This window comes from Pelodictyon luteolum, from assembly GCF_001622165.1.
Lineage (GTDB): Bacteria > Bacteroidota > Chlorobiia > Chlorobiales > Chlorobiaceae > Chlorobium > Chlorobium luteolum_B.
The window spans coordinates 67,842-88,994 of the sequence record NZ_LVWG01000034.1 but is presented as its reverse complement, the minus strand read 5'-3'; the positions used below and the strand labels follow the sequence as shown (position 1 = coordinate 88,994).

Here is a 21,153-nt window from a genome sequence, read left to right as displayed (position 1 = left end):
GCTCCGCTCTACTGGCGCTCCTCGAACCCCTGCCGCCGTAACAGATCAAGAGCCTCCCCGACCCGGTGCGATTCCCCCCGACTGCACACCAGAAGTGCGTCGGGGGTATCGATGATGATGAGATCACTCGCCCCGACAACAGCAACAACCTTGCCTCCGGGCTTTTGTATAAAATTATTCTCGGCCTCAATGGCAACAACACCCGGCACACCCTCATCTCCTGAAAACACGGTCCGCTCTTTGGTGATCGCCGAAACTTCGTCCCAACTCCCGGGATCATGCCATCCGAACTCCCCCGTCAGAAGCACGATATCTCCATGTTTTTCCATGATGGCTGTGTCGATGGAAGCCGGATGAATCCATGAGTAAAGTCCGGAGACCACCCGATCCTCTTTTCTTGTTCCAATGGCATCGTGGACGCTGAGCATGTCGCGATACAGGTCGGGGAGGTAGCGGCGGTAAGCGTTGAAAAGTGTTTCGACATCGGCGGCAAAGATGCCGCTGTTCCAATAGAAATCACGGCTCTCAAGAAATCGGATGGCGGTTGCCAGGTCCGGTTTTTCGGCAAACGTCCTTACATGATGCAGTATGATGCCTTTATCGAGGTCTGCATGCGGTCGTTCCAGAACCTCACCGGCCTGAATGTAGCCGTAGACAATCTCGGGGGATCTCGGGATGATACCAATGGTGACAAGCGAGTCCTTCCTCCTCGCTTCTCCTAGCGCCACATACAGTGTAGCCTGAAACGCATCTTCATCAAGGATGACATGATCGGATGGCATGACGACCAGCACCCCATCCGGATCGCGTTTTCTGACATGGGCAGCCCCGAGGGCAATACAGGTTGCCGTACCCCTCGCATACGGCTCCACAATGATGTTTTCCCTGGCAATGGGGACTCCAGACTCAATGAGCAGTTCACTGCCGTGCCGGTCGGTAACGATAAGGACATGATCCTTTCTGGTAAAACGGGCAGCGCGGCGGAAGGTGTTCTCGATGAGGGACCCATCGCCGAACAGGTCAAGAAAGGGTTTTGGCTTTCCTGCCCGGCACATCGGCCAAAGCTCCCGTTCAGAACCCCCGGCCATGATGAGCACGTAAACACCGGGTTCTATCGATTTGTCCATAGTGACGAGCCTTATGCTTTTAAGGTTGCACGGTGCGGCCGGGGGGAACGACCCTTACATCAAGGTACAAGCATTACTGGCTGAAGGCAAAAAAACAGATATCCGTTCCTGCATAGAGTTATACTGCCGCTACTTGTACCGGGGGAGGAGTCAGCGGGTGCGTGAAAGTCCGAAGAGTACCCGGGGAAGGCGGAAACAGGTTGAAAAATCAGCGCAAACCCTTACTTTACATTGAAAGCAGAGGCTTTCCGTGCAGTCCGTTCACCTTCAACACCCCGATCATGGATCAAGATTCCGAGGCCAGGCAAATGCTTGAATCACTGTGTCTCGCACAAGGCATAGCACTGGACCAAACACAGCTTTCGAAGTTGGTGCGTTACGGGGAGCTGCTCGGAGAGTGGAATATAAAGATCAACCTCATCAGCAGGAAGGAGGACGCCCCGGTTATCCTCAAGCATGTCTTTCATTCGCTCCTCATAAGCCTGCATCACCCATTCTCCGAAGGGGAAAAGGTGCTTGACCTTGGAACAGGCGGCGGACTACCGGGAATACCGCTGGCCATTGCCTTCCCGAAAACCGATTTTCTGCTGGTTGACGCAACGGGGAAAAAAATAACCGCATGCAAGGCGATGATCACCGCACTCGGGCTCGAGAACGCTACGGCCGTTCATTCGCGAGTCGAGGAACTAAAAGGTCTTGCATTTGACACCGTACTCAGCAGACAGGTAGCGCCGCTCGCCGACCTTGCGCGATATGCCCGTCCTCTCTTGAAAAAGGGCGGCATACTGGCATGCCTGAAAGGGGGAAACCTGAAAAAAGAGATTGCTGATGCACTGAAGGAAGGAGCAGAAACCGACGGATTCCCTTCGAACGTGGAACTGCACCCCATTGACGACATCAGTCCCTTTTTCTCAGAAAAGCAGATAGTCATTGCCGCCAGACAGTAATCTGTCAGGCAACAATGACCATCAATACGATTCTACTGCTGCAACAGGGCCGTGCCCTGCCGCTTACTCTGCGGACTCGGGAGCCTTCGCCTCTTCACCGGCTTCTGGCTGAGCCGGAGCTTCAGCTAACGGAGCCGATACAGGTGCAGCTTCACCTGCAACCTTCTTCGATCCCTTGACACGCTTTGCACGATCCTGCTTGGTTGCTTTCGCTGCGGCGACGGGTGCCTCAGCAAAGTCTACGAGCTCGATCACAGCCATCTTGGCTGCATCACCGAAACGGGGGCAGAGCTTTATGATGCGGGTATAGCCGCCCGGACGCTCACCGACCTTGGCAACAACTTCACCAAAAAGGGTCTTGATGGCCTCTTTATCGCGGATGTCTTTGAAGATTTCACGCTGTGCGTGCACGGTACCCTTAAGGGCCTTGGTGATAATCTTCTCTACGACCTTACGGGTCTCCTTGGCCTTAGCCTCCGTGGTCTCGATGCGCTTGTGGAGGATCAGCTGAGTCGACAGGCTGCTGAGCGTCGCTCTCCTGTGGGCAGCGGTTCTTCCGAGTTTTCTTGCCGGCTTGACTTTACGCATGACTGGTTCCTGATCTCAAAAATTCTTAAAAACGGTTAACTGTATTATCCCTTCATCTGGTAGCGGGTGATGTCCATGCCGAACTTGAGTTCGAACTTCTCCAGCTGCTCCTTCAATTCTGTCAGCGACTTCTTGCCGAAGTTCTTGTAGTTGAGCAGCTCATCCTCCTTACGAGAAACCAGGTCACCGATGGTGTCGATCTCTGCAAGGCGGAGGCAGTTGTGCGACCGGACGGAAAGGTCGAGATCCTCGATCTTGGTATTCAGCAGACGGCGCATGGTCTCGAACTCGTCATCCTGCTGTTTGTATTCCTCTTCAGTGAACTCCTCTTCAGTCGGCGAAAAGTTGGCGAAGAAGGTCACATGCTCATTGATGATCCGGCCAGCAAGGCTGATGGAGTCATCAGGGGTGATTGAGCCGTCTGTCTCAACGTCAAGCACCATTTTCTCATAATCGGTCCGCTGTCCCACACGCGTGTTCTCAACTGCGAACTTCACGTTGCGGATCGGGGTATAGATCGCATCAATTGCAATGTATCCGATCGGCATGCTGTCGGGACGGCTCTCCTCGGCAGGGGTGTAGCCTCGGCCGCGACCGATATAGACATCGATGTTCAGGGTTGAGCCTTCGTTCACGGTAGCGATGTGGAGGTCCTTGTTCAGCACCTCGAACTCGCCTTCCATGGCAACGATATCACCTGCAGTGAAGTCCTTCGGACCGACAATGCTGAGGGTGGTCTTGCAGCTTCTTTTGCAGGTAGACTTGAAACGGACTTTCTTCAGGTTGAGCACGATTTCCGGGACATCCTCACGGACGCCTTCGATAGCTGAAAACTCATGGAATACACCATCCACCTTGATTCCGGTGATCGCAGTCCCGGGCAGGGAGGCAAGAAGCACACGTCTCATCATGTTGCCGAGCGTCACCCCGTAACCGCGCTCAAGCGGCTGGGCGATGAATCGGCCGTATTGGTCAGTATGGGTAGCCTCGTCAACCTCTATTTTAGCAGGCATCTGCATCTGGTATATCATAGTCTTTATACCTTAGAATTCATTAAAGTCACTTCGAATACAACTCAACGACCAACTGCTCGTTATAGGGTTCCTGAATATCAACACGCTCAGGCACGCTGAGGAATACCGCTTTCTGATTAGCCTTGTCGACCTGGATCCATGCTGGAATCCTTGCATCGGGGGCCTTGTTCAGGGCATCGGTCACCGCATCCATATTTTTGCTCTTCTGACGGAACTCGATGAGGTCACCGGGAGTCATCAGGAATGAAGGGATGTTGACCTTCTTCCCGTTGACAAGAAGATGACCGTGCGAAACCAGCTGGCGTGCTCCGGCACGCGACGGGGCAAAACCTGCGCGGAAAACGACGTTGTCCAACCGGCGCTCAAGCAGCCTCACCAGGTTGTCACCGGTGACGCCCCTCTGGGAAACGGCTTTCTTGTAGTAGTTCCTGAACTGCTTTTCGAGGATGCCGTAGATAAACTTCATCTTCTGCTTCTCACGAAGCTGCAGTGCATATTCGGAGATTTTTCCCCTGCGGCCCTGGCCATGCTGGCCGGGAGCGAACGGGCGTCTTTCAAGGTATTTTTCGGCTTTCGGAGAAAGCGCGACGCCGAGCCTGCGGGATACTTTAGTTATTGAACCTCTGAATCGTGCCATATCAATTGCTTCATTGAAATTCTATGAATGTGAAAAATCAGACCCTTCTGCGCTTCGGGGGGCGGCAGCCGTTATGCGGCAGCGGAGTGATGTCCTTGATCGAACGGACCTCGAGTCCTGCACCCTGCAGTGCACGGATGGCCGCATCACGGCCGGCGCCGGGTCCCTTGATAAAGACGTCGACATGGCGCATGCCGAGGTCATAGGCTTCCTTGGCGGCACCTTCGGAGGTAACCTGTGAGGCGTAAGGGGTGTTTTTCTTCGATCCCCTGAAGCCGTTCTTGCCGGCGCTCGACCAGGAGACGGTGTTGCCCTGCACGTCGGTGATGGTCACCATGATGTTGTTGAACGACGCCTTGATGTGCACGACGCCCTCTGGAGTGACCTTAACCTTCTTCTTTTTCCTGCTGACTGTAGCCATGGGTTATAAACGCTTTAATCTCGAAGTTTGTAGTTCCTTGTTTCCTGTTACTTCCTGGCCGCCTTCTTTTTGCCGGCAACCGTCTTGCGCTTACCTTTCCTGGTTCTGGCGTTGGTCTGCGTATTCTGTCCACGGACAGGCAGTGAACGGCGATGGCGGAGGCCACGATAGCAGCCGATATCCATCAGGCGCTTAATGGCAAGCTGCTGCTCGCCGCGGGCCTGACCCTCGACCTTGTACTCTTCGGCAACAAGTTCCCTGATCGAATGCGCCTCGGCATCGTTCAGGTCCGAAATCTTTCTGTCGGGTGCAATGCCTGCTCTTTTCAGAATGGTCTTTGCAGTTGTGTTCCCAATGCCATAGACATGAGTCAGTGCAATGACCGCATGCTTGTTTAACGGCAGATTTACCCCAGCTATCCTCATATTATCTTGTAAAGTTCTATTGATTGTACGCAGAAGATCAACCCTGGCGCTGCTTATGGCTCGGGTTCACTTTGCAGATGACGAACCTTTTGCCTTTGCGCTTGATGATGCGGCAGTGCTCACAGCGTTTTTTGATAGACGAATATACTTTCATAGTAGACCCCACATGCAAGAATTAAATCAACGAAAATGCAAAATCTGAAAAGGCATGTAATGTAACAAATAAAGATCGAATAATCAACAAGACCCTGTCCAAATAATGCATTTATTTGTACCGGTAGGTGATGCGCCCTTTACTGATATCGTAGGGCGAAATCTGTACCTTTACCTTGTCTCCGGGCAGGATCCTGATATAGTGCATCCTGATTTTGCCCGATACGTGCGCGAGCACTTCAAGGCTGTTTTCAAGCTTGACCTTGAACTGCGCATTCGGCAGCGCCTCAAGAATCACGCCTTCAATCTCAATTGCTTCTTCCTTGGCCACAGTAATCGCTCCTTTGTGCTCTATTGTATAGTCGTGTCGCAGTTACGGCAGAAACGAACCAGTCAGAATCTCTGCTGCTCCCTTCCGCACCACGATCGTGTGTTCAAAATGTGCCGATGGCCTGCCGTCTTCGGTGACCGCAACCCATCCGCCACGCCTGGAAACCGCACGACGCGATCGACCAAGGGCAATCATGGGCTCGATGGCAAGCGTCATCCCTTCACGGAGCGTGACGCCAGTGTGTGGGCGGCCGTAATTGGGAACAGCGGGATCTTCATGCAGTTCGCTACCAATGCCGTGACCAACCATATTTTCAATAACGCTGTATCCGAATGAGCGGGCATGCTGCTCGACAGCAGCGGAAATATCGTGCAGGCGGTTACCAGCAACCGCCATCTGGATACCGCGCATAAGCGACTCCCGCGTTTCGACGACGAGCTGACGAACCTCGTCAGAAACATCTCCAATGATGAAGGTACGTGCGGAGTCTCCATGGTAGCCGCCCTTCAAGGCGCCGCAGTCGACGGAGACGATGTCGCCCTCTTTGATAACGCGTTTGGGACTCGGAATTCCGTGTACAACCTCTTCATTGATTGAGACGCAGAGCGTCGCAGGATAGGGAGTGGCGTCTGGGTCCCCTTTGGGGGCATAGTTCAGAAAGCTCGGAACCGCATCCTGGCTCCGAATGAACTCCTCAGCCATTTCATCCAGCATCTTGGTGGTCATCCCCGACCGGATCTCGGTCTCAAGCATGTCAAGCGTCCTTGCGACAATTGCGCCGGACTCCCGCATCAAATCAATTTCCCGTTCGCTCTTTATGGTGATCATGCCTGCTTCATCCTTTAGCGCGCCTGGCGGCCGCGGGTCTTGCCGGCTTTCATGAATCCATCATAGTGTCGCATGAGCAGATGGCTTTCAACCTGCTGCAGGGTATCCAGACCGACACCGACAATGATGAGAAGGCTTGTTCCGCCGAAGAACTGTGCAAATCCGGGAGTGACATTGGCAAACTTCGTAAGGAATGTCGGAAGTACCGCAATCAGCGCTAGCGATACCGCTCCGGGAAGGGTGATGCGTGTCAGAATGTTGTCGATGAATTCAGCCGTGCTCTTTCCGGGCCGGACACCGGGAATGAAACCACCCTGGCGACGCATGGTATCAGCAACCTCCTTGGGGTTGAAGGCGATGGCGGTATAGAAATAGGTAAAGAAGACGATCATGGTGCCAAACATGAGGGCATACCACCATGAATCATATGCAAAGATGGAGGCAACAGACTGCATGGCCTCGCTGTCCGGAAAGAACGAGAGGAAGGTGCTCGGGAGGAACATGATGGACTGTGCGAAAATGATGGGCATAACGCCTGCGGTATTGATGCGCATCGGGATGTACTGGGTGCCGCCCCCGTATACCTTGCGGCCGACCACCCTCTTGGCATGCTGGACGGGGACACGGCGTGTGCCGACCGTCAGGAGGACGACGAATGCGACGATAGCAACCATCATGGCGAGAATGATGATCTCAATTATCCAGTTCTTGCTGCCGAGCGACAGGGATTGGTATTCATTGACGAGGGAAGCCGGGAATCCTGCCAGGATACCGATCATAATAATAAGCGATATACCGTTGCCTATCCCCTGCTCGGTAATGCGCTCGCCAAGCCACATCACAAAAACAGTGGAGGCGGTCAGAATGATGACTGCGCTGAGAGAAAAAAAGAAACCGGGATCAGGCACAACGGAATGGCCGAAGGATGATGGACTTGAGAGACTCACGCTCACGCCCCAGGCCTGAAGCGCTGCGATGAAGATGGTCCCGAGGCGGGTCATCTGATTAATCTTCTGCCGGCCCTCTTCTCCCTCCTGCTGGAGTTTCTGGAAATAAGGGGTAACGGCTCCAAGCAGCTGGATGATGATCGATGCAGAAATGTAGGGCATGATGCCGAGCGAAAAGATCGAAGCTCTGGCAAATGCGCCGCCGACGAAAAGATCGAACAGGCCGAACAGATCGTTGGCATGGGACGACGATGCGCCCGCAACGGCGGACGCATCGACACCCGGTATGGTGATATGGGAACCAAGCCTGTAGATGAACAGCAGGAGAAGCGTATAAAGGATCCTCTGACGGAGTTCAGGGATTTTGTTGATGTTCCTTATGCTTTCAGTAAGCTTCATAAGAGTCCTTTAATGCTGTCAGGGCTTTTGGTTTTTCTTGACTCTCTTGACCAATTTGGTTTTCGGTTTCAGGAGGGCCTCTTCGACCGTAAGATCCCTAACGCGAGCCGCCTCCTCAAGGGTGCGGACAGCACTTACAGCCTCGCCGCCGGCAGCAGTAATTTTCGCTTCAGCCGACTTGCTGAACCCGTGCGCAGTGATTTTCACTGCAGCCGTGATTTCACCGTTGCCGAGAACCTTGAAATACTCAGCATTGGAAGCATGGCAGAGCACCTTGAGTTCGATGACACCGAGTTCCTTTTCGATAAGACCCTGTTCGATCCAGCGGCTGATCTGGGAAAGGTTCACCGTTGTGACCGACTTTCTGTCGATAGGTGTGAAGCCGAACTTAGGAAGCCTGCGGTAGACAGGGATCTGACCACCCTCATTGATTGGCTTCTTGTAACCGCTTCTTGCCTGCTGGCCCTTGTTGCCTTTACCGGCAGTGGTGCCGTTTCCGGAACCCTGGCCGCGGCCGACCCTCTTCTTGTTTTTTACCGCGCCTTTTGCAGGACGAAGTGAACTTAAATCCATGGTTTCAATTCCCAACTTTCTATTAGTAAAAATCTCAGACTTCCTCGACCTTCACGAGGTGCTGGACGACACGAATCTGCCCTCTGGTGCAGGGATTGTCCTTGCGCTCGACCGAGTAGTTCGGCCGGCCGAGACCAAGCGCCTGAATAGTGGCCTTCTGTTTTTTCGTTCCACCAATGATGCTACGCACCTGGGTGATTTTCAATTTTTTCTCGCTCATGATCGCATTCACAGATTTTAGCTTTCAAATACCTCTTTGAGGCTCTTGGACCGTCTTTCGGCAACATCGTTGGCATCGGAAATGCTCTTAAGTCCGAGGATTGCAGCCTTAACCACATTGTGGGGATTGGATGATCCGAGTGACTTTGTGAGCACATCACGTACACCGGCCATTTCAAGCACGGCCCTGACGGCGCCGCCTGCAATAAGTCCGGTACCGGGAGTGGCCGGCTTCATGAGTACTTTTGCCGAACCGTATTTTGCGACGATCTGGTGAGGAATGGTTCCCTTGATGATCGGCACCTTGACGACGTTCTTCTTGCCGTCTTCTACGCCTTTTGCAATGGCGTCCTGAACTTCATTCGCCTTGCCGAGGCCATAACCGACATGACCTTCTTTATCGCCGACAACGACAATCGCATTGAAGCCGAACCTCTTGCCACCCTTCACGACCTTGGCGGTCCTGTTGATGTGGACCAGTTTCTCCTTCAGATTCAATTCGCCCGGCCTGATACCTTTAGCTGTTTTCGCCATTTATCGTTCTCATTGAGATGTTTAAAAGATCAGTCCTGCTTCCCGCGCACCATCAGCGAGTGCCTTGACCCTACCATGATAGCGGAACCCGTTCCTGTCAAAAACTACGTTGGTGATTCCCTTGGCAAGAGCCTTTTCAGCAAGCTGCTTTCCAACCGTGTGGCAGACTTCCGTCTTGGAGCCTTTCAGCTCCTTGTTCTCTTTCGACATGCTGGAGACCGCAATGATGGTCATCTTTCCGCTGTCGTCGATCAGCTGGGCGTAAATCTGGGAAAGGCTCCTGTAAACGCAAAGTCTGGGCTTTTCCTGTGTCCCGGCAACCGAGAACCTGCTTCTGTCCTTGATTTTCTGCCTCCGTGAGGCCTTGTCGATCTTGCTCATGCTCTTGAACCGTTGTATATGTTAATTCGCTGTTTAGCCAGCAGGACTTACTTGCCTGCAGCCTTGCCTTCCTTGCGGCGGATGATCTCGCCTTCGTACTTGATGCCCTTTCCACGGTATGGCTCAGGCTTGCGGAACGAGCGGATCTTTGCGGCAACCTGTCCGACAAGTGCCTTGTCGATGCCACTGATGAGCACCGTGACCTGATCGGGGGTCTCCATCTTAATACCTTCCGGAGCCTTGAAATAGATCATGTGTGAGTAACCGAGCGTGAGGGCGAGCAGGTCGCTCTTCATCTCAGCGCGGAAACCAACACCGGCGATCTCCAGTTTTCTGGTGAATCCGGTGGTGACGCCCTGGATCATATTGCTGACCAGCATACGGTACAGTCCATGCATGGCGCGGGCCCGCTTGCTGTCATTGATGCGCTGGACCAGCACCTTGCCGTTCTCTTCGACAATCGTAACCTCTTCGACGATCGGCTGGTCAAGAACGCCTTTGGGGCCCGTGACCGTAATGATGCCGCCCTTAACCTCAATCTTCGCCTCGTTGCCGAGGGCAATGGGCATTTTTCCTATTCTTGACATGATATTCTCTTGCTTTCCGGCTTGTGGATTAATAGATACGGAACAGGATCTCACCTCCGACGCCCTGCTCTCTGGCCTCTTTGTCGGTAATCACACCCTTCGATGAGGAGAGGATGTAGAGACCAAGGCCGCCGAGATACTTCTTAATATCCTTGCCCTCATAGGTACGCCGGCCAGGACGGCTCACCCTGGTGATCTCCTTGATGGACGGATCGCCTGAAGCGGTATACTTCAGCTCAATGCGGATGAAGGGGAACTTCTCGGTGTTGATGACCGTAAAGTTTTTGATGTACCCTTTATCCTGGAGCAATTGCGAGATATTCTCCCTGAGCTTAGAATACGGGATATCGGTCGTTTTGTTTTTTGCTCGTCCCGCATTTCTGATACGGGTGATATAATCTGCAATGGAGTCCGTTACAGGCATGGCAAAGTTGGTTACTTTCGAAAGTGGACAAATACCTTTTTTTTATGGTAAGCCGCCGGGATTACCAGCTGGCTTTCTTGACACCGGGGATCTTCCCCTCAAGCGCGAGCTTGCGGAACATGTGACGGCAGAGCCCGAATTTCTCGTAGACACCGCGGCCACGGCCGGTCAGCACGCAACGGCTGCGAACCCTGGTGGCTGAGCTGTCGCGCGGAAGCTTGCGAAGAGCCTCATAGTCGCCGGCTTTCAGCAATTCCTCACGCTTGGCTGCATACTGTTCCACCAGCCTCTTTCTTTTCTCGTTTCGTGCAATTACGCTTTTCTTGGCCATCTCTCTTCCCTGGTTGTATGGTTAGTTCTTCTTTTTAAACGGCATGCCAAGCTCAGCGAGCAGCACATATGCCTCCTCATCGGTCTTCGCCGAAGTGACGAAGCTGATATCCATGCCGCATACCTTCGGAATCTTGTCTATGTCGATTTCCGGGAAGATGATCTGCTCGCGGACACCGATGGTGTAATTGCCGCGGCCATCGAAGCTGGTGTCGTTAAGACCGCGGAAATCGCGGATCCTCGGTACTGCCAGGGTGACGAAGCGGTCAAAGAATTCGTACATGGCCTTGCGACGGAGGGTAACGCGGCATCCGATGGCCTGACCTTCACGCAGCTTGAAGTTTGAAATAGCTTTCTTCGACTTGCGGATCTGGGGCTTCTGACCGGAGATCTGTGCAAGTTCCTGTATCGCAGTCTCAAGAAGTTTCGGCTCGGATGCAGCTTCGCCGACACCGATGTTGATGGAGATCTTCTGGAGTCTGGGAATGTTCATGACATTCTTGTAGCCGAAACGCTCTGTGAGCGCCTTGGTGACTTTTTCCCTGTAGAGGGTTTCGAAGCGTGCCTTCGAGTTTGAAGGAGCAGCCGTGTCTGTTTTCTGGGCCATTTACTGGTGTTGTTTTACCGGGATGGTCTTGGTCATCCCGTCTTTGGTTGATATACTCAGCTCTTCTTTACATTGGATGCATGGATCGGGAACTCGCGCTCGATGATCGATCCCTGAGGATTGCTCTGGGTCGGGCGCATGTGGCGCTTGCGGATATTCACACCCTCCACGATCACACGGTTTTTCACAGGATATACCCGCAGGACCTTGCCGCTTTTGCCCCTGTCATTGCCACTGAGGACGACGACTGTGTCGTTCTTCTTAACGTGCAGCTTGACTCTCTTCAGACCTGTTTTCATTGTATGCTAGTATGGTAATTATTCATGAATCCTGAGCGGGAGACGAGACTCGAACTCGCGACCAACAGCTTGGAAGGCTGTGACTCTACCAACTGAGTTACTCCCGCCTGCTACGCCCTAAAGTACTTCTGGCGCAAGTGAAACAATTTTCATATACCGTCTGTCGCGAAGCTCTCTGGCGACGGGTCCGAAAATACGGGTTCCCCTAGGCTCGCCCTGTGCATTGAGAAGGACAACGGCGTTCTCGTCGAAGCGGATGTAGGATCCATCCTTGCGGCGCTGCTCTTTGACGCAACGAACGACGACGGCCTTACAAACCTCTTTCTTCTTGACAACTCCGCCAGGAACTGCGGCCTTCACCGACACGATGACCTGGTCACCGAGGGAAGCATACCTTCTTCCTGTTCCGCCGAACACATGAATGCAACGTACCTTTTTCGCTCCGCTGTTATCTGCTACAACCAGATTGGTTTCTTTCTGGATCATCCTGTATCAAACTTTAATAAGTGTATGGAAAAAGACTCTTACTTCGCCTTTTCGACGATTTCAACCAGACGGCAGCTCTTACGCTTGCTCAGCGGACGGCACTCTACAACTTTAACGAGATCGCCAATGCCGGCCTCATTCTTCTCATCGTGGGCCATGAGCCTGGTGGTCTTCTTGAAATACTTTTTGTAAACAGGATGCTGCACCCTGCGCTCTACGGCAACGATGATGGCCTTGTCCATCCTGTCGCTGACGACCTTACCGGTCCAGCTCTTCTTCCTGCCTCTTGCTTCTGCCTGCCCTTCAGTCGAGCTGGTGGCCATGTTCTTCTCTTCCATGTAAGTAAACTGTTATTTTTATGTTGCCTTGCTCAACCCTTCAGCGGCTCTGCAGCCTGCAGCTGGTGAAGACGGGTTTTCATACGGGCAATCTCCCTGCGGGAGTTGCGGAAAACCATGGGATTCTGCGGCTGTTCGATAACCTTGTAGAAATTGATGTCGGCGAGTCGATCCTCAAGCTCGGCAATCCGCTCCACAAGCTCTTTCTCGTTCATTGCCGCTATTTCGTGCTTTTTCATAGTATTGGCGCTCTTGCTTGATGATTCTCTTTATGCTTCGTAGTCAGGACGGACGATGAAGCGGGTCTTGATCGGAAGCTTCTTGGCTGCAAGGCGGAATGCCTCGGTGGCTACCTCCATCGGTACACCGTCTGCCTCGAACATGATTCGGCCCGGCTTGACAACTGCCACCCAGAATTCGGGCGAACCTTTACCGGAACCCATGCGGGTTTCAGCTGCTTTCTTGGAAACCGGTTTGTCAGGGAAAATCCTGATCCAGATCTTTCCGTCTCTCTTCATGTACCGGTTCATTGCCACACGGGCAGCCTCAATCTGGCGGCTGGTTATCCATGCAGGCTCAATGGCTTTCAGACCAAACGAACCGAAAGCAACGGAAGTGCCTCGTCCGGCATTGCCCTTCATCCGGCCGCGCTGCGTCTTTCTGTATTTAACTCTCTTTGGCATTAACATACCGGCAACTCCATCTGTTTTCTAATTGTGTTGTACTGGTTCGTTCAGCCCCTGTCATTGGGACGGCGGCGGCGCTTCTGGCTACGATCTGCGCGTGAACGCGGACCTGAATCACTACGACGCTCCTTGATCCTCTTCATCTCTTCCTCTTCAATGGCATCGATGCGCTGGTTCAGGACTTCGCCTTTATAGACCCAGACCTTGATGCCGATAGTGCCGGCGATGGTGTGGGCTGTAACACTTGCATAGTCTACGTTGGCACGAATCGTATGAAGCGGGATCTTCCCCTCTTTGTACTGCTCGGCACGTGCGATTTCAGCACCGCCGAGGCGGCCTGCACAGCGGATCCTCACACCCTCTGCGCCTGCGCGCATGGCCTGCTGGATCGCCATCTTCATGGCACGACGGAACGATACGCGATTCTCAAGCTGGTAGGCGATGTTCTCGCCGATCAGCTGCGATTCAATTTCAGGCTTCACAACCTCGACGACGTCGATCTTCACCTCTTTGCCGGTGATGCGGCCGAGTTCCTGCGAAAGATTGTTGATCTCCTCACCCTTGCGACCGACAACGGCACCTGGGCGGGCTGCGTAGATATTGATCTTGATGTGCTTGGTCGTACGCTCGATGATAATGCGGGCAATGCCGGCTTTCTCACGCTTCAGACGGGTCTGCACATAGTTGCGGATGACATGATCCTGCTTGATCTTCTCAGAGATAACAGGACTGTCATCATACCAGCGCGAACTCCAGTCCTTGATGATGCCGAGCCTGAATCCAGTAGGATTGACTTTCTGACCCAATGTTCTCTCCTTCTAAGTTATTTAGTTTCTGGATTCTTGACCTTGTCCACAATAATGGTCAAGTGGTTCGACCGTTTGCGGACCCTATATGCGCGTCCCATCGGTGCGGGAAGCATTCTCTTCAGCGTGGCGCCTTCATCGACGAACACCGACTTGACAAAAAGCTCCTGGTCGCCGACGCGTTCGTCGGGATTGAGCTGCGCGTAGTTGGCTACTGCAGACTTCAGGGTCTGAAGCGCATTGCGCGATGCTGCCTTCGTCGAGTTCAGCAGGATGGCCTTTGCCTGATCGACGGCCTTGCCGCGGACGAGGCCCGCCACCAGGCGCATTTTCCGGGGCGATGTCGGCGTATGCCGTAAAATTGCTTTAGCTTGCATGATGGTGTCTTTACCCTTTCGCGTTATTGCTGTTTATTTTCTCTTCGGAGCCGAACCGCCCTTTTCAGCCTTGCCACCTGCATGGCCGCGAAAGGTCCTTGTCGGGGCAAACTCTCCAAGCTTGTGACCGACCATGTTGTCGCTGACATAGACAGGGACATGGGTTTTGCCGTTATGGACTGCAATCGTGTGGCCGACGAAGTCAGGGGAGATCATCGTGCTCCTCGACCAGGTCTTCAGGACCTTCTTTTCACTCCTGCTGTTCATATCAAGGATCCGCTTTTCCAGCTTTATATCGATGAACGGGCCCTTCTTAAGTGATCTTGGCATTGTTTCTCTGCTTGAAGTTTTTATCCTCTATCGTTTATTTCGCGTTCCTGCCGCGCACGATCAGTTTCTGTGATGCTTTCTTCTTATTCCTGGTCTTCAGACCCTTGGCAAGCTGGCCCCACGGGGACTTCGGATGCTTGCGTCCACCGCCGGACTTCGACTTACCCTCACCGCCGCCCATCGGATGGTCAACCGGGTTCATAGCCATACCTCTGGTCTGGGGACGGATGCCGAGCCAGCGACTTCTACCTGCCTTGCCGAGAACAAGATTCTCATGGTCAGCATTGCCGACGACACCGATGGTCGCACGGCACTCGACACGGACCTTACGGATTTCACCGGAAGGCAGCTTCAAGGTAACGTAGTCGCCTTCACGGGCAGCAAGGACTGCAAAAGCGCCTGCCGAACGAACGATCTGTCCACCTTTCCCCGCACGCATTTCGATATTGTGGATGTCGGTGCCGAGAGGAATATTCTTCAGGGGCATGGTGTTACCGGCCCTGATTTCCACCCTATCTCCGCTCTCGAGAACATCACCGACCGTGACACCCTTCGGGGCGAGAATATAACGCTTTTCTCCGTCTTTGTAATGCAATAATGCAATACGCGATGAACGGTTCGGATCATATTCGATCGCTGCAACAGTGGCGGGAATACCGTCCTTGTTGCGCTTGAAATCGATGATACGGTAATGGCGCTTGTGTCCACCGCCCCGGTGGCGCGAGGTTTTCCGGCCTGCCGCGTTGCGTCCACCCGATTTCTTGAGGGGGACAAGCAGGCTTTTCTCCGGCTCGCTCTTGGTGATTTCATCGAATGCCGGGTACGACATGAAGCGTGACCCAGGTGTGACCGGCGCTAATTTCCTAATAGCCATTGTGAATTATGATCTATCCTTTAAAAGTAAATTCTATCCTTCGCCCTTCGGAGCCGCTCCGGAGTAATAATCAATCGACTGACCCTCACGAAGGGTTACAATCGCCTTCTTCCAGTCGTTTTTCTTGCCGGCAATCAGGCCCTTGCGGGTATACTGGCGACGGGATTTTCCGAGGCAGTTGACTGTGCGGACGCTTTTGACCTCCACACCGAACTTCTCCTCTACGGCCATCCTGATATCAATTTTATCGGCATCCAGCTTGACCTGGAACACATACTGCCCTTTCTGCTCGGTGAGCCCGGTGCTTTTCTCGGTCAACCAGGGGCGCAACAACGGGTTTTTCATTCTCTTCACTCCTTTTTGCTGGAAACAGCGGTTACCCTAAAGTCTCTTCTAATTTCTTCAATGCAGTCTTCTGGAACAGCACGGTATGGCTGTTGAGAATGTCGTAGGTCGAAGCCTTCTCTGCAGTCATGATGTTGAGGGCCTCGATGTTGCGGCCAGAACGGGCAATGACCATGTTGTAGTCCGGGGTCAGCATCAGGGTCTTCTTTGCATCGAGCCCGAGGTTCTTCAGCATGTCTGCAACCGGCTTCGTCTTGATTTCGGCAAGAGCGAAGTCCTCGACTACGAGAATCCTGCCTTCCAGCGCTTTGGCACTGAAAGCTGAACGGCGTGCAAGCTGCTTGACTTTGCGGTTGACCTTCTGGTCGTAGCCATGGGGGGTGGGGCCGAAAATAGTGCCGCCGCCGACCATAAGAGGAGAACGGGTGGATCCCTGACGGGCGTTGCCGGTTCCCTTCTGACGATAGGGCTTGCGTCCGCCGCCCCGCACTTCCGCACGGGTCTTCGCTTTGTGCGTCCCCTGCCTTTTGTTTGCGAGGATCGACTTTACGTCGAGCCAGATCGCATGCTCGGATACTTCAGCGCCGAATATATCGTCACGGAGCGTAACCACTTCCCCGGTTTCAGCACCGGCAGTATTTAAGACTTTAAGTTCCATAGCTTCGCGCTCTCAGCATTTACTTTTTTATAGATACAATCTTGACATAGGAGTTTTTCGGTCCGGGGACGGAGCCCTTCACCATGATCAGGTTCGACTCTGCCATGATCTTCACGACCTGGAGGTTCCTTACGGTAACGTTGTCGCTGCCCATACGGCCACCCATCCTGGTACCCTTGAAGGTGCGCGAGGGATCGCTTGATCCACCGACCGAACCCGGGGCGCGAAGCCTGTCGGACTGACCGTGTGTCCGTGATCCACCGCCAAAGTTATGGCGCTTGACGACACCGGCGAATCCCTTACCCTTCGAGACGCCGAGAACGTTGACGATCTCGCCCTCCTTGAAGGACTCGACACTGACGGGGCTGCCTGCGGCAAGTTCGACATCGAACATGGATGCATCAAACTCTGCCATCATGTAACCGGGAGTAACGCCCGCTTTCTTGTAATGGCCGAGCATCGGCTTAGTCACTTTGTGCTCTTTCCTCTCTCCGATACCAATCTGAACCGCATCGTAGCCATCCTTCTCCGCATTCTTGACCTGAGTCACGAAGCACGGGCCTGCCTGGATGATTGTGCAGGGCACAGCTTCGCGTTTATCATTATATAAACGGGTCATGCCGATTTTCTTTCCAAGAATCGCACCCATATCAATAGCTTTTCTAATTCTTTAAGACTTGATTTCTACATCTACACCGCTCGGAAGCTCAAGCTTCATAAGCATATCAATGGTTCTTGAAGTCGGGTTGATGATCTCGATCAGCCTCTTGTGGGATGCGAACGAGAACTGCTCCCGGGACTTTTTGTCGACATGGGGAGACCGGTTCACGGTATACACATGCGATTTCGTCGGCAGCGGTATGGGACCAAAGATGATGGCATCAGTCTGTTTGACCACATCAATAATCCTTAAAGCCCACTTGTCAACCAGGCTATGGTCGTAGGACTTGAGCTTTATCCTTATCTTTTGCTGTACAGCCACTTGTCAACCCTGTTTCGTGTTATCAATAAAAAAGGGGCGGGATTATTTTCATCCCGCCCCGGGACGCCATACAAACTGCCTTATTCGCTGATCTTGGTTACCGAACCTGCGCCGACCGTACGGCCGCCTTCGCGGATTGCGAAGCGGAGGCCTTCGTCCATGGCGATAGGAGCGATGAGCTCGACATCAACGGAGAGGTTGTCGCCGGGCATAACCATCTCAACACCCTCAGGAAGGGTAACCGCACCGGTAACATCTGTGGTACGGAAGTAGAACTGCGGGCGGTAGTTGGTGAAGAACGGGGTGTGACGGCCGCCTTCCTCTTTTTTCAGGATGTAGACCTCAGCCTTGAACTTGGTGTGCGGCTTGATGGTGCCGGGCTTGGCAATGACCATACCGCGCTCGAGTTCAGTCTTATCAACGCCGCGGAGCAGAAGACCTGCGTTGTCGCCAGCCTGACCTTCGTCAAGCAGCTTCTGGAACATCTCGATACCAGTGACAACCGACTTGCGGGTATCTCTGATGCCGACGATTTCGACCTCTTCGTTGATCTTGATGCGGCCGCGCTCAATCCTGCCGGTACCGACGGTACCACGGCCGGAGATGGAGAACACATCTTCAACAGGCATCAGGAACGGCTTGTCGACGTCGCGAACAGGCTCGGGAATGTAGTTGTCGACAGCATCCATGAGCTCAAGGATGGCCTTCTCACCTTCCGGGTCTCCATCAAGTGCCTTCAAAGCTGAACCCTTGATGATCGGGATGTCGTCACCCGGGAAGCCGTACTCGGTCAGGAGCTCACGAAGCTCCATCTCGACGAGCTCGAGGAGCTCTGGATCTGCGATATCGACCTTGTTGAGGAACACAACAAGTGCAGGCACGTTCACCTGACGGGCAAGCAGGATGTGCTCACGGGTCTGAGGCATCGGGCCGTCGGTACCGGCAACCACGAGGATAGCGCCGTCCATCTGGGCAGCACCGGTGATCATGTTCTTGATGTAGTCAGCGTGGCCGGGGCAGTCGATGTGCGCATAGTGGCGCTTCTCGGTCTGGTACTCGACGTGGGCGGTGGAAATGGTGATACCGCGCTCGCGCTCTTCAGGAGCCTTGTCGATATCGCCGAATGCGCGCGACTCTGCAAAGCCTTTCTTTGAGAGAACTAAGGTGATTGCTGCCGTCAGCGTGGTCTTGCCATGGTCAACGTGGCCAATGGTACCGATATTGACATGGGGTTTATCCCTCTTGTAGGACTCTTTTGCCATAACGTATCTCCGGTCTGTGTCTGTTTGTTGGTTGTAATGATTAAATACTGATTGCCGTCAATTAATACTCATCCTTGGTAACCTTCTTCTCCTGCAGCGCATCGGCGATGTTCTTCGGCACCTCACGGTAGCTCTCGAACTCCATCGAGTAGTTGGCCCGACCCTGGGTCATCGAACGCAGGTCGGTCGAGTAACCGAACATCGCAGAAAGCGGAACCTTAGCATGGACAAACTGCGCACCGGCCCTCTGACCCATGCCCTCGATATGGCCGCGACGGCTTGAAAGATCACCCATCACGTCACCAAGATACTCTTCAGGGGTAATGACCTCTACCTTCATGATCGGCTCAAGCAGGACTGGTGAAGCTTTCCTTGCACCGCCCTTGAAACCGATCGAACCGGCGATTTTGAAGGCCATTTCCGATGAGTCGACATCGTGATACTTTCCATCGTACAGGGTAACCTTGATATCCTGCATCGGATAGCCGGCAACGACACCGTCTTTCATCGCCTGCTGGATACCGGCGTTTACCGCAGGGATGTACTCGCGGGGAATCACGCCGCCCTTGACGGCATCGACAAATTCATATCCCTTACCCTCTTCAAGCGGCTCTACAGTAAGGTTGACAAGACCGAACTGACCCTTACCACCCGACTGGCGAACGAATTTTCCCTCAAAGTCCACCTTGGCTCGGATAGTCTCGCGGTAGGCGACCTGCGGCTGTCCGACATTGGCCTCAACCTTAAATTCACGCTTCAGCCTGTCGACCAGAATCTCGAGGTGGAGTTCACCCATACCTGCAATCAGCGTCTGACCAGTTTCATCATCGGTCTTGACGCGGAAGGTGGGATCCTCCTCGGCAAGTTTTGCGAGCGACATGCCAAGCTTGTCAGAGTCGGCCTTTGTCTTCGGCTCGATGGCAATCTGGATCACCGGCTCGGGGAAAACCATCTTTTCAAGGACGACCGGGTTATTTTCATCGCAGAGCGTGTCACCGGTGCGGACCTCTTTAAGGCCTACAGCCGCGGCGATGTCGCCTGCGTATACACAATCGATATCCTCACGCTTGTTGGAGTGCATCTGCAGCACGCGGCCAATGCGCTCTTTCTTTCCTGTAATTGAGTTCAGGACATAGCTTCCTGCCTTCAGGGTGCCGGAATAGACTCGGAAGAATGTCAACTTGCCGACGAACGGGTCAGTTGCGATCTTGAAGGCAAGACCGGCAAACGGCTCTTCGTCACTAGGGTGACGCACAACCGGCTCTTCGGTACGCGGATGGTGCCCTTCGACCTCGCCATCATCAAGCGGAGACGCAAGGTAGTCGACCACGGCATCAAGCATGAACTGCACACCCTTGTTCTTGAAGGACGAGCCGCAGAGGACAGGAATAATGGAGACGTTGAGGGTCGCCTGGCGGAGCACCTTGCGGATTTCCGTTTCGGTGATGTCTTCGCCGTTCAGATATTTTTCAAGCAGGCTCTCATCAACCTCGGACACAGCCTCAAGCATATTGATGCGCCAAGTGCGGGCTTCGTTCTCGAGGTCATGAGGAATCGCAACCTCTTCATAGGTGCTGCCATCTTCTTTATCGTAGATGATGCCCTTCATACGGATAAGATCGACGAATCCGGCAAAGATCTCGCCTTCACCAATCGGGATCTGGATCGGCACAGGGTTGGCGCTGAGACGCTCCTTGATGGATTTTACGGTATCAAAGAAGTCGGCGCCGGTGCGATCCATCTTGTTGACATAGGCAATTCTCGGCACTCCGTACTTGTTTGCCTGACGCCAGACCGTCTCCGACTGGGGCTCGACACCGCCGACAGCGCAGAACAGCGCAACCGCGCCGTCAAGAACTCGAAGCGAACGCTCGACCTCAACAGTGAAATCCACATGGCCCGGAGTATCAATGATATTGATGCGGTGCTTCTCGCCCTCGTAGTTACCAAACTTAGGTGACCAGAAACAGGTTGTGGCAGCCGAAGTGATGGTGATGCCACGCTCCTTCTCCTGATCCATCCAGTCCATCGTCGCTCCGCCGTCATGCACCTCACCCATACGATGCAGACGCCCTGTATAATACAGGATACGCTCGGTGGTCGTAGTCTTGCCGGCATCGATGTGAGCCATGATGCCGATATTGCGAACCTTATCTAATGCAACCTGCCTGGTCATAACAAAAATTTAGTCTATTGATACCTGTCGTAAGAACTATCC

General features: G+C 53.5%; 34 protein-coding genes and 1 tRNA gene. 1 reads left to right on the top strand and 34 read right to left on the bottom strand.

The window, feature by feature from the left end; all coding sequences use genetic code 11:
- Window positions 1-8: 8 nt before the first annotated feature.
- On the bottom strand, window positions 9-1,127 hold the full coding sequence (locus A3K90_RS08680) for a mannose-1-phosphate guanylyltransferase (protein ID WP_303682210.1): 1,119 nt from the start codon (window positions 1,125-1,127) through the stop codon (window positions 9-11).
- A gap of 281 nt (window positions 1,128-1,408) precedes the next feature.
- Here A3K90_RS08680 and rsmG point away from each other — a divergent pair, with 281 nt between their 5' ends.
- A complete protein-coding gene (gene rsmG, locus A3K90_RS08675) occupies window positions 1,409-2,074 on the top strand; it encodes a 16S rRNA (guanine(527)-N(7))-methyltransferase RsmG (protein WP_303682209.1) in 666 nt (221 codons plus the stop codon).
- A gap of 63 nt (window positions 2,075-2,137) precedes the next feature.
- Here the strand turns inward: rsmG and rplQ are convergent, their stop codons facing one another.
- The 33 genes from rplQ to fusA all read right to left on the bottom strand — a co-directional run bounded on the left by rplQ (window position 2,138) and on the right by fusA (window position 21,111).
- Complete coding sequence (gene rplQ, locus A3K90_RS08670) at window positions 2,138-2,662, bottom strand: 50S ribosomal protein L17 (RefSeq protein WP_303682208.1); 525 nt, start codon at window positions 2,660-2,662, stop codon at window positions 2,138-2,140.
- Window positions 2,663-2,706: 44 nt separating this feature from the next.
- Complete coding sequence (locus A3K90_RS08665) at window positions 2,707-3,693, bottom strand: DNA-directed RNA polymerase subunit alpha (protein WP_303682207.1); 987 nt, start codon at window positions 3,691-3,693, stop codon at window positions 2,707-2,709.
- Window positions 3,694-3,721: 28 nt separating this feature from the next.
- Window positions 3,722-4,333: a 30S ribosomal protein S4 gene (rpsD, locus tag A3K90_RS08660; RefSeq protein WP_303682206.1), complete on the bottom strand. Its 612-nt coding sequence runs from the start codon at window positions 4,331-4,333 to the stop codon at window positions 3,722-3,724.
- Between the two features lie 37 nt (window positions 4,334-4,370).
- Entirely contained in the window at window positions 4,371-4,754 is a 384-nt protein-coding gene (rpsK, locus tag A3K90_RS08655; protein WP_011356968.1) for a 30S ribosomal protein S11, read from the bottom strand.
- 47 nt (window positions 4,755-4,801) lie between these two features.
- Complete coding sequence (gene rpsM / locus A3K90_RS08650; RefSeq protein ID WP_303682205.1) at window positions 4,802-5,179, bottom strand: 30S ribosomal protein S13; 378 nt, start codon at window positions 5,177-5,179, stop codon at window positions 4,802-4,804.
- A 37-nt stretch (window positions 5,180-5,216) separates the two neighbouring features.
- Window positions 5,217-5,333 carry a 50S ribosomal protein L36 gene (rpmJ, locus tag A3K90_RS08645; protein ID WP_011889520.1) on the bottom strand — a complete coding sequence of 39 codons (117 nt, stop codon included), beginning with the start codon at window positions 5,331-5,333 and terminating at the stop codon, window positions 5,217-5,219.
- Window positions 5,334-5,444: 111 nt separating this feature from the next.
- A complete protein-coding gene (gene infA / locus A3K90_RS08640) occupies window positions 5,445-5,663 on the bottom strand; it encodes a translation initiation factor IF-1 (protein ID WP_006366573.1) in 219 nt (72 codons plus the stop codon).
- A gap of 42 nt (window positions 5,664-5,705) precedes the next feature.
- Window positions 5,706-6,491: a type I methionyl aminopeptidase gene (map, locus tag A3K90_RS08635; protein ID WP_303682203.1), complete on the bottom strand. Its 786-nt coding sequence runs from the start codon at window positions 6,489-6,491 to the stop codon at window positions 5,706-5,708.
- Between the two features lie 14 nt (window positions 6,492-6,505).
- A complete protein-coding gene (gene secY / locus A3K90_RS08630) occupies window positions 6,506-7,837 on the bottom strand; it encodes a preprotein translocase subunit SecY (protein ID WP_303682202.1) in 1,332 nt (443 codons plus the stop codon).
- Between the two features lie 18 nt (window positions 7,838-7,855).
- Window positions 7,856-8,410: a 50S ribosomal protein L15 gene (gene rplO, locus A3K90_RS08625; RefSeq protein WP_303682201.1), complete on the bottom strand. Its 555-nt coding sequence runs from the start codon at window positions 8,408-8,410 to the stop codon at window positions 7,856-7,858.
- Between the two features lie 34 nt (window positions 8,411-8,444).
- Window positions 8,445-8,630, bottom strand: coding sequence for a 50S ribosomal protein L30 (gene rpmD, locus A3K90_RS08620; RefSeq protein ID WP_303682200.1), 186 nt, complete (start codon window positions 8,628-8,630; stop codon window positions 8,445-8,447).
- Window positions 8,631-8,647: 17 nt separating this feature from the next.
- Window positions 8,648-9,163, bottom strand: a complete 516-nt coding sequence (gene rpsE, locus A3K90_RS08615; RefSeq protein ID WP_011356962.1) for a 30S ribosomal protein S5 — start codon at window positions 9,161-9,163, stop codon at window positions 8,648-8,650.
- Between the two features lie 21 nt (window positions 9,164-9,184).
- On the bottom strand, window positions 9,185-9,544 hold the full coding sequence (gene rplR / locus A3K90_RS08610) for a 50S ribosomal protein L18 (protein ID WP_303682199.1): 360 nt from the start codon (window positions 9,542-9,544) through the stop codon (window positions 9,185-9,187).
- 47 nt (window positions 9,545-9,591) lie between these two features.
- On the bottom strand, window positions 9,592-10,131 hold the full coding sequence (rplF, locus tag A3K90_RS08605; RefSeq protein WP_303682198.1) for a 50S ribosomal protein L6: 540 nt from the start codon (window positions 10,129-10,131) through the stop codon (window positions 9,592-9,594).
- Window positions 10,132-10,159: 28 nt separating this feature from the next.
- Window positions 10,160-10,555: a 30S ribosomal protein S8 gene (gene rpsH / locus A3K90_RS08600; RefSeq protein WP_303682197.1), complete on the bottom strand. Its 396-nt coding sequence runs from the start codon at window positions 10,553-10,555 to the stop codon at window positions 10,160-10,162.
- A 61-nt stretch (window positions 10,556-10,616) separates the two neighbouring features.
- The gene (rpsN, locus tag A3K90_RS08595; RefSeq protein WP_303682196.1) at window positions 10,617-10,886 is read right to left on the bottom strand and encodes a 30S ribosomal protein S14; all 270 of its coding nucleotides are present in this window, start codon (window positions 10,884-10,886) and stop codon (window positions 10,617-10,619) included.
- Between the two features lie 21 nt (window positions 10,887-10,907).
- Window positions 10,908-11,492: a 50S ribosomal protein L5 gene (gene rplE / locus A3K90_RS08590; RefSeq protein ID WP_303682195.1), complete on the bottom strand. Its 585-nt coding sequence runs from the start codon at window positions 11,490-11,492 to the stop codon at window positions 10,908-10,910.
- A 56-nt stretch (window positions 11,493-11,548) separates the two neighbouring features.
- A complete protein-coding gene (gene rplX / locus A3K90_RS08585) occupies window positions 11,549-11,791 on the bottom strand; it encodes a 50S ribosomal protein L24 (protein WP_303682194.1) in 243 nt (80 codons plus the stop codon).
- Between the two features lie 34 nt (window positions 11,792-11,825).
- Window positions 11,826-11,898: transfer RNA gene (locus tag A3K90_RS08580), tRNA-Gly, on the bottom strand.
- 10 nt (window positions 11,899-11,908) lie between these two features.
- A complete protein-coding gene (gene rplN / locus A3K90_RS08575; protein ID WP_011356955.1) occupies window positions 11,909-12,277 on the bottom strand; it encodes a 50S ribosomal protein L14 in 369 nt (122 codons plus the stop codon).
- A 38-nt stretch (window positions 12,278-12,315) separates the two neighbouring features.
- On the bottom strand, window positions 12,316-12,600 hold the full coding sequence (gene rpsQ / locus A3K90_RS08570; protein WP_303682233.1) for a 30S ribosomal protein S17: 285 nt from the start codon (window positions 12,598-12,600) through the stop codon (window positions 12,316-12,318).
- Between the two features lie 47 nt (window positions 12,601-12,647).
- Window positions 12,648-12,854, bottom strand: a complete 207-nt coding sequence (gene rpmC, locus A3K90_RS08565) for a 50S ribosomal protein L29 (RefSeq protein ID WP_011356953.1) — start codon at window positions 12,852-12,854, stop codon at window positions 12,648-12,650.
- A 30-nt stretch (window positions 12,855-12,884) separates the two neighbouring features.
- Window positions 12,885-13,304: a 50S ribosomal protein L16 gene (rplP, locus tag A3K90_RS08560; RefSeq protein ID WP_011356952.1), complete on the bottom strand. Its 420-nt coding sequence runs from the start codon at window positions 13,302-13,304 to the stop codon at window positions 12,885-12,887.
- Window positions 13,305-13,348: 44 nt separating this feature from the next.
- Window positions 13,349-14,107 (bottom strand): 30S ribosomal protein S3, encoded by a 759-nt coding sequence (rpsC, locus tag A3K90_RS08555; protein WP_303682193.1) that lies wholly within the window; start codon window positions 14,105-14,107, stop codon window positions 13,349-13,351.
- Between the two features lie 17 nt (window positions 14,108-14,124).
- Window positions 14,125-14,484 (bottom strand): 50S ribosomal protein L22, encoded by a 360-nt coding sequence (rplV, locus tag A3K90_RS08550; protein ID WP_011356950.1) that lies wholly within the window; start codon window positions 14,482-14,484, stop codon window positions 14,125-14,127.
- A gap of 33 nt (window positions 14,485-14,517) precedes the next feature.
- Entirely contained in the window at window positions 14,518-14,814 is a 297-nt protein-coding gene (gene rpsS / locus A3K90_RS08545; protein ID WP_011356949.1) for a 30S ribosomal protein S19, read from the bottom strand.
- Window positions 14,815-14,848: 34 nt separating this feature from the next.
- Window positions 14,849-15,688: a 50S ribosomal protein L2 gene (gene rplB, locus A3K90_RS08540; protein ID WP_303682192.1), complete on the bottom strand. Its 840-nt coding sequence runs from the start codon at window positions 15,686-15,688 to the stop codon at window positions 14,849-14,851.
- Window positions 15,689-15,721: 33 nt separating this feature from the next.
- Window positions 15,722-16,033, bottom strand: coding sequence for a 50S ribosomal protein L23 (gene rplW, locus A3K90_RS08535; RefSeq protein ID WP_011356948.1), 312 nt, complete (start codon window positions 16,031-16,033; stop codon window positions 15,722-15,724).
- Window positions 16,034-16,064: 31 nt separating this feature from the next.
- Window positions 16,065-16,691 carry a 50S ribosomal protein L4 gene (rplD, locus tag A3K90_RS08530; RefSeq protein ID WP_303682191.1) on the bottom strand — a complete coding sequence of 209 codons (627 nt, stop codon included), beginning with the start codon at window positions 16,689-16,691 and terminating at the stop codon, window positions 16,065-16,067.
- Window positions 16,692-16,710: 19 nt separating this feature from the next.
- Window positions 16,711-17,340, bottom strand: coding sequence for a 50S ribosomal protein L3 (gene rplC, locus A3K90_RS08525; RefSeq protein WP_011356946.1), 630 nt, complete (start codon window positions 17,338-17,340; stop codon window positions 16,711-16,713).
- A 21-nt stretch (window positions 17,341-17,361) separates the two neighbouring features.
- Window positions 17,362-17,673: a 30S ribosomal protein S10 gene (rpsJ, locus tag A3K90_RS08520; protein ID WP_011356945.1), complete on the bottom strand. Its 312-nt coding sequence runs from the start codon at window positions 17,671-17,673 to the stop codon at window positions 17,362-17,364.
- An 80-nt stretch (window positions 17,674-17,753) separates the two neighbouring features.
- Window positions 17,754-18,935, bottom strand: a complete 1,182-nt coding sequence (gene tuf / locus A3K90_RS08515; RefSeq protein ID WP_303682190.1) for an elongation factor Tu — start codon at window positions 18,933-18,935, stop codon at window positions 17,754-17,756.
- Window positions 18,936-18,996: 61 nt separating this feature from the next.
- Entirely contained in the window at window positions 18,997-21,111 is a 2,115-nt protein-coding gene (gene fusA, locus A3K90_RS08510; protein ID WP_303682189.1) for an elongation factor G, read from the bottom strand.
- Window positions 21,112-21,153: the final 42 nt, after the last annotated feature.